Consider the following 15,245-nt stretch of genomic DNA (forward strand, 5'->3'; position numbering starts at 1 on the left):
ATTTTTAGTTATTTTAGAAATCTACTTCAATTAGATCAGCCAGCGTATCCCCATCTATTAATTCTTCAACCAATTGAATCTTCTTGATTTCATTATGAGGGTCGTTGGCAATGGTTGTTAATATGACCAACAGATTTTGTGACATCGCTTCAATCGTTGTTTTCTCAAATAAAATCGTACTGTATTCAAAGGTCACTTCTAACTTGTGTTGTAATTCGGTAACATACAGCGTTAAATCGAATTTGGATACTTTCGTATTTGGAATATAAGGCTTACAGGTTACCCCATCCATCTGAATCTCTGAAGCATCTGTATTCTGCAATACAAACATGGTGTCAAACAACGGATTCCGCCGAGCATCTTTGATTACATTCACTTTCTCAATCAATTCTTCAAACGGATAATCCTGATTCTCATAAGCGTTCAACATATTTTCTTTCACTTCCAGCAGATACTCCGTAAATGTTTTATCCGCGGCAGGATAATTTCGAATAGCCAGTGTATTCACGAACATCCCCATGACCGGCTCCAGCTCAGCATGTGTCCTGCCTGCAATCGGCGTGCCTACAATGATATCTTCTTGCCCGCTGTATTTGGATAATAGAATGGTATAGGCGGCTAATAGAATCATGTATAACGTTGTTCCTGTCCGTACTTCCATGTTCCTTAAGCCTGGAAGGATGTCTTCCTCCAAAACAATGTCCAATACATCTCCCGCATAACTTAGCGTTTCAGGTCTTTCGTAGTCTGTTGGCAGATCCAATAGCGGGATAGTCTCATCAAACACAGTAAGCCAATACTTCTCCTGCTTTTTCATCCGCTTACTATGAAGCTGCATTTGCTGCCATTCAGCATAGTCCTTATACTGAATTCGAAGAGGAGACAGCTCCTCTCCCTTATAGAACTGGCTAAGTTCAGTCATCAGAAGATGCACAGATAGTCCGTCTGCAATGATATGGTGGAGATCTACCAGCAATACATGACGCTCCTGCTGGAGTTCAATAAGTCCCACCCTCATAAGAGGTGCTTGCCCGAGATCAAATGTGCGAACAAACTGTTCAATTCGATCTTCGATCTCTTCTTCCGTTTTCTCGATCAATTCAATTCCAAAGTTAACTTTAGGGTATACGATCTGTTTCGGTTCTCCGTGTATGACTTTGAATCCAGTCCGAAGCGATTCATGACGATGAATCAATTGTTGGAATGCTTCTTCCAATCTGATCCGATCTAGCGATCCTTCCAACATAAACATACCTGACATGTTGTACATGAGTTCCTTACCAGCTTTGATGCTCATAATGTACATTCTCATCTGCGCTGAAGAAATAGGATAATATTCTTTTTCCTCCACTTGAGGAATGGACACTAATACTTCCTGTTCCATTTGTTCAATAGATTGAGCCATCTGTTCAATGGTCTGCCATTCAAAGACGTTTCTTACCGATATGCGGATATTCAGCTCTTGGTTGATTTTGGCGGCCAGCTTGGTCGCACGTAAAGAGTTGCCTCCAACATCAAAAAAACTGTCTTTTACACTGATTTTTTTCACGGCAAGCACATCCTGCCAAATAGGCAGCAACTGTTTTTCCACCCCAGTTTGGGGTTCTATATATTCACTTCCCGTTTGTATGTTTTCTTCTGGACTCGGAAGCGATTTGCGATCGATTTTCCCGTTCGCTGTCAGAGGCATGTGATCCAATTGTATAAAGTAGGCTGGTACCATGTAATTTGGCAACACCTTAGAGAGGCTTTGTTTTAACTCTCCCACCGTCAGCGTGGAATCCGCTGTAAAGTATGCACATAACGATTTGTCTCCATGATCATCCTCATGTGCAATGACGATAACTTCTTTCACACACTCTAGATCTAACAGTGCCGCTTCGACTTCTCCTACTTCGATCCGATATCCGCGAATCTTAATCTGGTGATCCATTCTTCCCAAATACTCGATATGGCCATCGGGAAGCCATCTCACCAAATCTCCCGTTTTGTACATTGTCGCTCCCTGTACATACGGATCACGCACAAATTTTTCTGCTGTCAGCTCAGGTAAATTCAAGTATCCTCTACCAACCCCATCGCCAGAGATACATAATTCCCCTACGACGCCTACAGGCTGAACTTTGCCATGTTTGTTCAATACATACAGGCAATTATTTCCTAATGTTCGACCAATCGGTAGGTGAGCTCGTTGATTCGCTGTATCCAGGTGTTCTGGAAGTACACGGTATGTCGCAACATCCACACAACATTCTGTTGGACCGTACACATTAATTATGGTTGGAGGCGTTATATGATTGAGAGCAAATAATGATGTGATATCATTTACACTTTGCTGAGAAAGAGCTTCACCGCCAATGAGCATATATTTTAGCGATATGCCTTGAACGTTTTTTGCCTTCGAAAGCAATTTCAGGTGTGCAGGTGTTCCGTCCGTCAAATCAATTTGGTGGTGCTGATAATAATTCATTAAATCTTGTCCATCCAGTACCGTGTCCTTGTCTACAATAAACAAGGCATGTCCTGATAACAGTGCGCCAAAAATCTGCTTCACAGATGCATCGAAATAGTAAGGCGCAAGTAGAGCGACATGCATGCTGCTATGCTGATCATCTATAACTTGACTGTACAACGCTTTAACCAAGTGATGAACCTGACGATGTTCGATCATCACACCTTTTGGCATGCCTGTTGTGCCTGAAGTATAGATCACATAAGCCAACTGCTCGGAATCCCCGGCCGGTTCCAGATTCGAAAGATTAGCTGCATAGGTTTTTTCATCGTCCAAATCAATCATTTTTCCATTAAACGATACCAACTGCTTCAAATGCTTTTGCGTGACTAACAACGTTGCCCCCGAATCATGCAGGATATAGCGGATACGCTCTTCAGGAGAATCCGGATCAATCGGTACATACGCCCCGCCTGCTTTTAGAATGCCAAAGATGCCAACGATCATCTCAATCGAACGATCTGTCAGAATACCTACAAATTGATCCTGCTGCACTCCCTCAGCTCTCAGCGTATGTGCTAATTGATTCGCCCGTTCATTCAATTGACGATACGTCCATTGCTCATTTCCAAAACTAACAGCCAATTGATCAGGTGTCCGTTCCACCTGTGCTGCGAATAACTCCTGAATGGTCTGATCCCGGGAATATTCTAAGTTGGTATCATTAAAGTCATATAAAAGAACGTTCTGCTCATGTTCAGACAGCATTTGAATATCGGACAAGGCAATATCAGGTTCGATCACAATGTCTCTGAGGATGTTGAACAGATGTGTTTTCATTCTGTCGATGGTATCCCGTTCAAACAGCTCCGTCTTGTAATTAAAGTGCATTTCCAGACACTCGTTATCATCCTCAACGATGAACATCAGATCATACAACGATACACCGACATTTAATTCTCTAACTTTAAAGCTGCAATCCTGTTCTTGCCGTTGATTCAACGCGGTATTTAAGAAGATATACATCGTATTAAAAAGTGCTGTCCCGGTTGTATCCCGATGCGTGTTTAATTTCTCTACAAGGTTGTCAAAAAGATAGTCCTGGTTATCCAATGCATCCAGGGATTGTTTTTTAATTTCCTCGAGATAGGATCGAAACGACTTATTTCCCACCGGCTGTGATCGAATTGCTACCGTCTGGATAAAGACACCTATCATATTCTCGACATCCGGATGGTTCCTGCCTGATGTTGGCGTGCCTACAATCATGTCTTCTTGTGCTGTGTATTGATGAAGCAGCACATTATACGCTGCCAATACCACCATAAACATCGTAGTTCCCGTTTGTTTCGCAAGCTTCTCCAGCGACTGCTTCAAGTGTGCGTCCAACACAAATGACAATCTTGAACCTGCCGAAGTCAAATGAGGTGTCCGAACAAAATCAGTAGGCAGATTAAGGTTTGGGAGTTCTCCTTTGAATTGATCCAGCCAATATTTTTCTTGCTGCTTATAAGACTCCCCCGTCAGAAATTCTTTCTGCCAAGCTGTAAAATCTTTGTATTCAATCTCAATTTCCGACATGTTTCTTCCGTCATACACATCGATCAGTTCATTCGCAAGAATGCCAACGGAATATCCGTCCGATATAATATGATGCATCTCGATGAGAATCTCTGCATGATCATCGTTTACACGAATGAATTCGGCACGTATTAATGGCGCTTTGGAGCAATCAAATGGTTTGGCAAACGCCTTAACATGTTGTTCGAATGAAGCAGAGCTTTCCTGAGATCGTTTCACTTCAAAATCAATCGTTGGCGCGATACGCTGGTAAAGCTCTCCATCCATCAGATGGAAACTGGTGCGAAAAGCTTCGTGACGGTGTACGATTTGTTCCAATGACGAAATCAATTTAGCTTCATCGATATTTCCTGTGACCGTGATATGACCGCACATGTTCTGAAACACACTATCCGGCTCAAATTGATCCAGAAAGTAGATTCGCTGTTGTGCAGATGACGTCTCATAGAACTCCTTCACGTCCAATGCCTTGATTGGAATGAATGTTTCCTCGTTCTCGCCTGTAATCAGACTGGCAAGCTCTTTCAGATGTTGGTTTTGGAAGAATTGAACGATTGAAATTTTGTGTTGAAACTGCTCATGTACCTTGGATAGCATTACAGTCGCCTTGAGCGAGTTACCTCCGAGATCAAAAAAGTGATCATGTCTCCCCACTTGATCGAGGGATAATACGTCCTCCCAGATCAAAGCCAGCTTTTTCTCTACGTCATTGACTGGTGGCTCGAATATAGCTGCATGATTAACGTGAGGAAGACGCTCCGTAACAAACCGATTATATATTCCCTGTAATTGGTCCTGTTGCTCGGATGAGAACAACGTCAAAGACGAGATTTCAGCCTCTGGATGACTCACCATTTTTTGAAGCAAACCCTTAAATCCTTCGGACCACAGTTTCATCATCTCAGGTCCAATGAGATCGGTATTGTAATCAAAATCCAGGTACAATTCATGGCTAACATCCGTAATATTAAGAAACAAATCGTAAGAAATATGTTTGATCGGATACGACATGAATTCAGTCTTGATATTTTCAAATTGAAGATGATGAATCGTTCTGTCCATATTGAATAAAATCCGGGTATCCGGTGTAGTCATATGAGCAAGCTGTTCGGATACGAGGGTCAATGGAACATGCTGATGCTTCATGACGAGAGCCAGCGTTTCCTTGAGCTGAAGAACATGGTCTACAACGGATTGCTTCGTTAACAAGGCATGATGAACAGGTACAATGTTGACACAGTTGCCAATCAGTGCATTTTTTCGCATATGAGACTGACCCGCTGTAGGGACGCCGATGACAAGGTGAGACATCCCTGTTAGTTGATGCAAATATAAATGAAACGCTGCAAACATCGTTACAAATAAACTGCTCTTATTATTGATGCTTAACGTTCGCAATGACTCTGTTAATTGATGATCCAGCTTGATGGAATATCTTTCTCCGTCATATCCCTTAGGCACATCATAGGACGATGCCGTTGGAAGTGTAATGTTGGGATAGGATAAGGAAAATTGTTCTTTCCAGAACTGGACTCCTTCGGTAAATGACCCTTTTTCATGTTCAAGTCGTTGCCATCTTAAAAATTCACGGAATGGAGTGGCTTCAGGTAATTGAACCGGAACTCCTCGGACCAGAGCAGAATAGGTATGTTCCAACTCTTGAATGAATACAGCAATCGACCAGCCATCTACAACAATATGATGAAATGTCAGTACCAGAAGGTATTGATCGGCTTCCTTTTTAAGCAAGGTGATTCTAAATAGAGGTTCCCCAGACTGTAAATCGAAGGCATCATTTGCATCGGCAGATAACCAATTGGAAATTTCCCGTTCTTGATCCTCACCCGCATATGCCGAGAAATCCAACCATGTACATTGAAATTCCATTACGGATCTGATTTGTTGTGTTTCACGATCGGCATGAATGACTGTTCTCAGGGCTTCATGACGCTGTGCGATCTGATTCACGGCCTGATCCAGTGTGGAAGGCTTTATTCCACCTGTCATTTTTAAAATAACACTCTGATTTAATGCAGCATTCGCATCTTCCCCATGTAATGAAGTTAACAATAATTGTTTTTGCTCTAAAGAGAGCGGATATTCCGAAACAGGCGATTCACCAGGGATAAACCCCCACTCGCGTAGTTCATGGATCGTCTCTTTCACGATTCTGATTATCGTATCCATGTCACCCATGGAATGCACAGTCGATATAAAACAGTTACGACCTTCCCAAATATATAAACCTTTATAAATTAAATGGTAGAAGAATAATTCCATATCTCCGAATGATATAAATCGAAATAAAGATCCATAGTTCACCATTTGCATCGGTACATTCGCTGTTTTGAAAAACGTATTTAATTCTTTAACAAGATAATCTGTTTTTTCATTTAATTCCTTATATAAGGTTTCTGCTTCAGATTGAAGATACTGTAATACCGTTAACATCACTCTCATCGTAAGAGGGTGTGTACAGAAGGTTCCACCGACAAACGTTTTCTTATCTGCATCTGAAGGGTAAGAATCATCACCAAAGTTCCAGGTTCCACCATCTACCGGATTCATAAATTCAGCTTTACCCGCGACTATGCCAATAGGCAGTCCGCCACCGACCACTTTCCCATACGTAACCAAATCTGCTTGAACCCCAAACCAATCCTGTGCCCCACCCAGACCAATTCTGAATCCAGTGATGACTTCATCGAAAATAAGTGCAATGCCAAACTGTTTCGTGATCTCTCTAAGTTCCCGTAAGAATTGTGTTGGCTGCATATCAGGTCTTCGACTTTGCACCGGCTCTACAAGCACAGCGGCCAATTCATCACCCAGGTTCTGAATCATATCCAGTGATTGCGGATGGTTATAATTAAGAATAATCAAATCATCTATAGAGCTATTTACAATACCAGGAGCCATAGGTAGCGCAGACGATAAAGCATCCCCAGGATTCGCTACACCCAACACGCCATCATGTGTACCGTGGTAAGATCCTGAAAATAATACAACTTTGGAACGCCCCGTTGCTGCCCTCGCTAAACGAAGTGCAACCATGACAGCTTCTGTTCCTGAATTATAAAATGCGACACGCTCTACACCCGTTAGCTCGGAAATTTTAGCTGCGACATCTCCTGCCAAGTCTGACATAGGGCCCAATGGAGGCAATTGTTCCTGGAGGCTGTCTGCTATTACATTTTGAATAAATGCTGGATTATGACCAAATAGATTTACTCCAAATCCCATCGTCAGATCCAAATACTCATTCCCATCCATATCCCATAGCTTAGATCCCTCTGCACGCGTTGAAATGATGGGATACACCATTTCCTTCCAATACGAACGAAATCCAGATACATTGCGATTATTCGCATGAACCAAACGTGTTTGGCCTGTTTTTAATTTGGAGCCTTTGGTTCTTGCGGTATACTTTGTTACAAATTGTTCAACATACTGGTTCTGAAGCGGTGATAATCCACTCTCTTCATGAATCTTCAACGATTGATACGGTATAAAAGGTTTGGCTTCCTTCGATTCCGAATTGGATTGGATCTCTTTGGTTGGTTTGGTTTCATGATGTTTCATCTCCAAAAGAGGCGATTGAACAGCATTCATTTGCTCGCCTAACAGCACATTCAAACTTTTTAATTGGGACTCCATGAGCTGAATGGCAGACATCACAATTTGTTCCGACACATTCCCTGATGATTTTGCCGTGTTTATATTGTTCACAGATGCCAGATTTCGTTGTTCAGTATGCTCCTGAACTGTTTGATTGTTTATATTTTTAGATACATCATTATGCTTGATATTCTCTGACACATATTTAACTAAGGAATTAATATTTGTAAGGGTTTCAAAAAACATTTCCATCGGGATATTCAAACGGAACAGCTCTGAGATCTCCTTCTGAATCTGCACAAGAATGATGGAATCCAGTCCCATTTGGAGAAAATGAGCTTGATGATCCAGCTCTTCCAACTTCAAACCAGATGCACGACCGATGCTTGTTTTAATCTTTAATTCAATATCGTTTGTATTCATCTCCATTTGAACCTCATTCCTCTCTGACCTATGTCCCGCTGGTATCGTATGTTTGACTTCAATCCAACACCGCTTCTGCTCAAATGGATATAGAGGCAATGGAATTTTTCGAATGACTTCATGATTATAAAACCTTTCCCAATCAATCACTGCCCCCAGTGTATATAACTGACCGAGTTCATTTAAAGATTCTGCCTTTCCCCGAGCATAGAGATGATCGCTAACAAGCGTTTTGTCTTTTTTGGCATAACCAAAATAAACATTTGGCAGTTTACCCTCTCCGCTTGCAATTCGTTTCAATTTTTCATGTAATTCTTGTGTACTCGTGACCACGATGGCAAGCCGATAATCCAGATTAGCCCTTCCCGTACTGGCTGTATAACAGATTTGTTGAATGGAAACATCCGTGTGATCGGTTAGATATTCATGATACGTTCTGACCAATTCATCCAGCGCCCGTTCCGTGGCAGCAGACAGAATAAATAGATTAGGCTCTTGGGACATTCTTTTATCTACGGTTGGGGAAGGAACATATTCTTCGAGAACCACATGCGCATTCGTGCCACTGAAACCAAAAGAACTAACCCCGCATCGCAAAGGACTCTCTTTTTCACCAAAAGCCATTAACTCCTGATTCACATAAAAAGGTGAGGCTTCAAACTTAAGCAGGGGATTAGGCTTGTCAAAGTGAACCAATGGTGGAATCTTTCTATGTTGAAACATAAGAATAGATTTAATTAATCCAGCGATCCCCGCCGCTTCAAAACCATGTCCAATGTTAGCTTTGGCAGATCCGATTGCACAAAATTGTTTCCGATCCGTATATTTCTCAAAAGCTTTACGCAAAGCATTGAACTCAACCGGATCACCTAATTTTGTCCCTGTTCCATGTGCTTCAATGAAGTTAAGCGTATCAGGAGAAATGCCGGCTTCTTTCCATGCTTGTTCGATCACATTGGTCTGTGACTCCGGGTTAGGTGCTGTGATTCCTACCGTCTTGCCATCCTGATTAATCGCACTTCCCTTAATCACACCATAGATATGATCCCCGTCCTTAATCGCTTGCTGCATTGGCTTCAACATGACCGACCCAACACCTTCGCCAAATCCCGTGCCGTTGGCATCTTCGCTAAACGTTCTCGTCAATGCATCTGGAGATTCCATATCCAGTCCGATACTTATCGGTAATAATGCCGTTCGAATGCCTCCTGCGATTGCCATTTCACAGTCTCCAGCGAGCAATCCTTTACATGCCATGTGAACAGCAACAAGTGAGGAGGAACAAGCGGTATCAATCGTTAAGGCCGGGCCTTTTAAATTCAAGAAATATGCAATTCTGCTCGCCAGTACAGATGGTAAATTTCCAATGATATAATTTTTGAGTTCTGCGGGGTAACTCGCCGTCACGAGCCGTTCGTAATCATACCCAACTTTGGAATACCCCACGTACACGCCCACATTTCTTCCATTGATTCCTTCTCCTGCATACCCGGCATCTTCAATCGTATGCCATGCCGTTTGCAAGAACATCCTTTGATTCGGGTCCATAAATTGTGCAGTTTTTGGGGTTATGCCAAAGAAAGAATAGTCGAATTGATCAATTTGATCCAAGTAACCACCCTTGATCCATTGAACTTCGCTCATTGCACTTCGCATGGATTGTATATAATCTGCTGCGTCTTTTATCCGACTTTCAGGGTAGTCCCGAATGTTATGCGTTCCATTTTCCAAAACACGCCAAAAATCGCCTGCATTTGATGCACCAGGGAGATTCAAAGACATACCGATAATAGCAATGTCTTTGGATGGCGTATGATCCTCTTGAGTTTTGTTGACTTGCATGGTCTCGCTGTAGCCTCTAGCCAGATATGCTGCCAATTCAGTTATCGAGGGATAGGTAAAGAGGTCCGTAACAGCAAGCTCTTCTCCGTATTTTTGTTCTATACGTTCAGCGATTTGGGCCAGCTGTAATGAAGTTGCACCCATATCAAAATAGCTATCCTCAAGTTCAACCTTTTTCCCAACCAGCACTTCAGAAAATAGTGAAGTTAATTCACGTTCTATGACTCGAATCGAAACAGCAGCCTTTTCTTTTGCCTTGTCATTGTCATTCTTGATCCAGTCATGGATGAATGCAGATTCTGTTGAGAATTTGCCTGCTTCATACTGCTTGGCTAACTGATACCGCTGGATTTTCCCACTTGTTGTTTTGGGTAATTTTTTGATGGGCAGTACCTCTTTGACACTCCATCCCCCATGTTTATATAGATGTCTTTTGATTTCTTTAACAAGCGGCAAGAAGTGTTCGATCTTTTTTTTGTACACGACAAACACAATAATTTCTTCACTTTGACTATTCGAATCATACACACCACAAGCAGCAACTCTTCCGAGTTCAATATCATCTAATTGTATGGCGACACGTTCAATGTCATGGGGATATACATTTTTACCATTGATAAAAATAATGTCTTTTTCCCGCCCTGTTACAACCAGTTTTCCGTTCATGATAAAACCCAGATCTCCTGTATTCACCCATCCATCGTGCGTTAATAACTTCTCCGTTGCTAGTGAATTGTTATAATAACCTTGGGTGACGTTATCCCCCTTGATTTGAATTTTTCCAATAACCAAATCGGGAACACTGTTCATTTCCTCATCGCAAATTCTAACATGGCAATAATCAATTGCTTCACCAACGGCAACAAATGATGCCACATGTTCAGCATGTTTCTCGACTTCGATGACACGCTCCCCTAAGTTCAGATGATCCCGGTGAACGTACACCGCAGTAAATTCTTCTTCTACCTTGGGAAAGGAGACGGCAACAGAGGCCTCTGCTAGTCCATATACGGTAAACATGGCTGTTTTCTTTAAGTGATATGCTGACAATACATTTAGGAATTCATCACACACTTCGGGTAATATAGGTTCCGCCCCATTATAAATGACTCTTACAGATGACAGATCCCATCCCTCCGCTTTGTCTTCGCGAAAGAAATTCAGGAAGTATCTATAACCAAAGTTAGGAGAAGACAGTATGGTTGCTTTGTGTTCATTTACTTTTTTCATCCATAGAATCGGTTTGCGAATAAATAATTCCGTTGGGAGCAAGTACTGATGAATTCCTGCCACGAGGGGTACGAGATGAAATCCAATCAAACCCATATCATGGGTAAGGGGCATCCAGGAGAGAAAACTATCGTTTGAACTAATTTGTGTGCCATTAATAGCAGCACAAGCATTATAAATGAGGTTTCGATGGGTCAGCATAACGCCCTTGGGGTCGCCGGTTGATCCGGAAGAAAATTGAATAAATGCCAAGTCATCAGACTGAGGTTCAACTATATTATTAATAGATTCATAATGGTATATGGTGTCTTGGATCAGATCCGTTCTGACTTCTAATTGATGATGGAAATCAAACATGTCATGTTCCAAAACAAATCTCTTCATTTTATCCAGCACCTTCTCAGATGCAATCATGAAAGGGTTATTTAGCAAATTCCAAATACGGCATACTTTCAAGTTTTGTTCTTCATCTTCACCAATACTTACAGGGATAGGGATCATTCCACCGAGTATACAAGCCCAGAATGCGACTAAAAACCGTTTATTTTCTTGAATCTGAAAAATAATCTCTTGTTTAGGTTTAATTCCGATGGCTTGTAGATAACCTAAATACCCTTGTGCCTCAGTAAATAATTGATGATAAGATATAAAAATTTCACGTTTGTCCGCATCGATAAAACGAATACCGCGGTCCGTTATTTTACCTCTGTCTCGGATAATATCCACTAATGTTTGAAACTGATTAGTATACATATCTCTCCTCCAAATGAATCATCTCTAACATGCTTATCTAATTATTTACACATATTTCAAGCAAAATTTTACCATAGAAATATATGTAAAATCAATCAATTTATTGTTACTATATGGTAAAAAATAGAGATTGATTTGTGGGTTATTGACATATTTATTACAAATATCTGAAGCTTCAACAAGTTCAGATGCACTAAAGGACAAAAAGACTACCTTATAAAAAGGCAGTCTGTTGCTGTAATATAGTCTTGCAAAAGAACAGATCGAGTACTAGATTGCATCAATCAACGCGGTTCCATCCAATGGAATTTTTTTTGCTATAATAATGGAATGACATACCTGTAGAGCATCATTTATCTCTTCTTCACTAAGTTCATATTCATTGTTGTTTACTTGTTCCTTTGCCCGTTGTAATTGGTGAAATAATGGCTCAACCGTTTGGGTGTATGATATCGAATCTGGGTTATAATTCCGTGAAATGAGTGCGGTTACTATTAGTTCTGATAACAACTTTTCACGAATTGTTAAGCGTTTATTTTTCCTTTCTTGTGTATTTGTAAGCATAAGTAAATCGGAAGGCTGACTTAGCGAGTAAGGTACAATACGCTTCGTTATTTTACTCATAAGACTAACTAACACATGTTTAGAACCCAACTCTATAACTTCAGTAACCCCATTTTCAACCAGATAGAGCATAGACTCTGACCATCTTACAGGCATCGTCATTTGCATGGTTAAATAATCCGTGACAGATCGATCAGATTCATAGGGTGCTGCTGTAACATTTGAAATAATCGGAAATTTAGCATGGGCATATTGATATTGATCCAATTCAACTTTGAATTGTTCTGCTGCGGTTTGCATCATGGGAGAATGATAGGGACCACTTACATTGATATAAGAATGTTTCGTTCTCAGGTTTTCTGTCCTTTTAATAATTTCTTGTATGGACTGGCGATGTCCCGATATGACAAACTGCTGGTCAGCGTTCATACAAGCCACACAGGCAGGACGTTCTTTTGTTGAAACTTCTTCGCATATGTTTTGAAGTGTATCTAAATGAATACCTGAAATGGCGGCCATGGTACCTTTCTGATCCGGGTCTGCATTGTGCATAATGATCCCTCGTTGTCTTACCAGTTTAATGGCATCATGAAATGAGAGAACACCTGCGCATACCAGAGCCGAATATTCTCCCAAACTATGCCCAGCCAAATAAGCGGGTTCCATCCCTATTTCTTGCATATACACCTGATACGCTATGACACTAACAGTCAAAAGTGCAGGCTGAGCATTCATCGTCATTGTCAAATCAGCCATGCTACCTTCAAAACATAACTTTCTCAAATCGAAAGAAATCGCATCACTGGCTTCTTCAAATAATTTCTTAGCCACATCGAAGTTATTCCAAAAGTCTCTACCCATCCCAACCATCTGAGAACCTTGTCCAGGAAACAACAGAGCTACATTACTCATCCAGCATCCTCCATGTATCAACTTTATATCTCATGCACTTCGACAACAAAAAACCAATAAATTCCTTGTTTGCAAATTTATAATAAACTCTCATTAGGAGTTATGCAATAATAAAGTCAAAAGGAGGGTCATCTATTTCTATGAACGGAAAAAAATTCGTGGTTCTTTTTGGGCTCCTTGTTGGCCTCTGTATTGGAACATTTAGTGTTGTTCTTTACTGGATCTTGTCTGTAGTCTGAGTAATAATGCAAATAGACACCTCCATTGAGGAGATGCCTGTTCCATTCTGATCTGATCATTCAAGACTCACGATTCTCCTTATCCTCAGAGAAACGGATTCCTCTTTATTTCAGATCCAATTTTTTCGCTCACTTCGTTCTCTGTGTCACTCAACATCTGATCTGAAGATGGCACAGTTGAATAATCGTCCTGTAATACAATTACATACATCCCCTTACCTGGAATCCTAACTTGGCATACAGAATTTTCTTTGTTCATGGTGATCAGCTGCTCCATTAAGTCTGATGCCGTTATAACTTCTTTCATCCGAATCCCCTCACCTTTCTACGGATTTACACCTACTGCGAACGGACGTGCCCCCACCGGAATAGTAGCAATCACCGTATTTGTTTCGCCATCGATCACAGAAATGGTATTGTCATCTTGATTGCTTATATAAACTCGATTGGTTAACGGATTGGCGCCCGCTCCGTTTGGATTAATTCCGACAGGAACAGTAGCAATCACCGTATTGGTTAATCCACTAATTACTGAAACATTATCCGTATCTCGATTTGGTACGTAAATGGCGTTTGTGGAGGTATTAACCGCTACTTCAGCTGGCGTAACGCCGACCGGAATGGTATCAATTACGGTATTCGTCACACCATCAATAACGGAAACCGTATTACTGGTAAAATTCGATACATAAATACGGTTGGTGGCTGGATTGACCCCTACACGGAATGGATTAACCTGAACGGGTATCGTAGCAATCACTGTATTGGTTACTCCATCGATCACAGACACAGCATCAGAATTAAAATTTACTGCATAGATCCGATTGGTTAAGGAATTGACGCCTATACCCGTTAAAAAATTGAGTCCCGGAATAGTAATAGTATCAATCACCGTGTTGGTCAATCCATCAATAACGGTTACATCTTCAGTTGTATCCAATGAATTAAAATTTGCCGTATAAATAGCATTGGTCGCTATATCGACCCCTACGTCACCTGCCTCACTCCCAACCGGAACAGAGGCAATCACAGCGTTGGTTAAACTATTAATGACGGAAATGGTATTGCTGCTTCTGTTTGCGACATAAACACGACTCGTTAATGGATTGACATCAATCCCTGCAGGATTCGTCCCCACAGGAATGGTAGCAATCACCGTATTCGTAGCGCCATTAATGACGGAAACATCATTACTATTAAAATTGGCTACATATATGCGGTTGACTGACGTAGTATTCCCCTCTATTTCAAGTTCGGAAGAAACTAATCGATGTGCGGCAATAAGCTGGCCGGTTTCATTTTTGCCCCACACTGAAATCTCCGTCTGCTCTATAGCTACACCTTCAACTGTAAAGACAAACTCAAACGCATCAAGATTGGCAAAATAAGTTCTTGTAACTACCTGATCCGGATCAATTGAAATCTGCTCGCTGACATATAAAGTTCTCGTAGTGGTCAAATTATACCCTTGTATCAAAACAACGGATCCATCCAGAGAATTTCTGTTATCAATTTTAACTGTAACTTGTTGTGTTGGCCTTACATCACTGACAGCATTATTCTCGATAGGTCCGGTTGACAGAATGGCCATTTCGATTCTCTCCTTCACTTAGATGTTATGGTTTGATTAC

The 15,245-nt window shown here is 41.2% G+C and carries 4 protein-coding genes; all 4 read right to left on the reverse strand.

Going from position 1 to position 15,245, the window contains the following annotated elements:
* Positions 1-13 precede the first annotated feature (13 nt).
* The 4 genes from MKY44_RS16680 to MKY44_RS16695 all read right to left on the reverse strand — a co-directional run bounded on the left by MKY44_RS16680 (position 14) and on the right by MKY44_RS16695 (position 15,205).
* Positions 14-11,899: an amino acid adenylation domain-containing protein gene (locus MKY44_RS16680; RefSeq protein ID WP_341007921.1), complete on the reverse strand. Its 11,886-nt coding sequence runs from the start codon at positions 11,897-11,899 to the stop codon at positions 14-16.
* A 270-nt stretch (positions 11,900-12,169) separates the two neighbouring features.
* Positions 12,170-13,375: an ACP S-malonyltransferase gene (fabD, locus tag MKY44_RS16685; RefSeq protein WP_341007922.1), complete on the reverse strand. Its 1,206-nt coding sequence runs from the start codon at positions 13,373-13,375 to the stop codon at positions 12,170-12,172.
* Positions 13,376-13,699: 324 nt separating this feature from the next.
* Positions 13,700-13,921 (reverse strand): hypothetical protein, encoded by a 222-nt coding sequence (locus MKY44_RS16690; protein ID WP_062328309.1) that lies wholly within the window; start codon positions 13,919-13,921, stop codon positions 13,700-13,702.
* A gap of 18 nt (positions 13,922-13,939) precedes the next feature.
* A complete protein-coding gene (locus MKY44_RS16695; protein WP_341007923.1) occupies positions 13,940-15,205 on the reverse strand; it encodes a YncE family protein in 1,266 nt (421 codons plus the stop codon).
* Between the last annotated feature and the right edge of the window lie 40 nt (positions 15,206-15,245).

Origin of the sequence: Paenibacillus sp. FSL R7-0026, assembly GCF_038004485.1 — a bacterium.
Taxonomy (GTDB): domain Bacteria; phylum Bacillota; class Bacilli; order Paenibacillales; family Paenibacillaceae; genus Paenibacillus; species Paenibacillus xylanexedens_A.

Bases quoted from the DNA above. Each gene is read 5' to 3' on its own strand.
- MKY44_RS16680 (WP_341007921.1), bottom strand. From the start codon at position 11,899: ATGTATACTAATCAGTTTCAAACATTAGTGGATATTATCCGAGACAGA.
- fabD (WP_341007922.1), bottom strand. From the start codon at position 13,375: ATGAGTAATGTAGCTCTGTTGTTTCCTGGACAAGGTTCTCAGATGGTT.
- MKY44_RS16690 (WP_062328309.1), bottom strand. From the start codon at position 13,921: ATGAAAGAAGTTATAACGGCATCAGACTTAATGGAGCAGCTGATCACC.
- MKY44_RS16695 (WP_341007923.1), bottom strand. From the start codon at position 15,205: ATGGCCATTCTGTCAACCGGACCTATCGAGAATAATGCTGTCAGTGAT.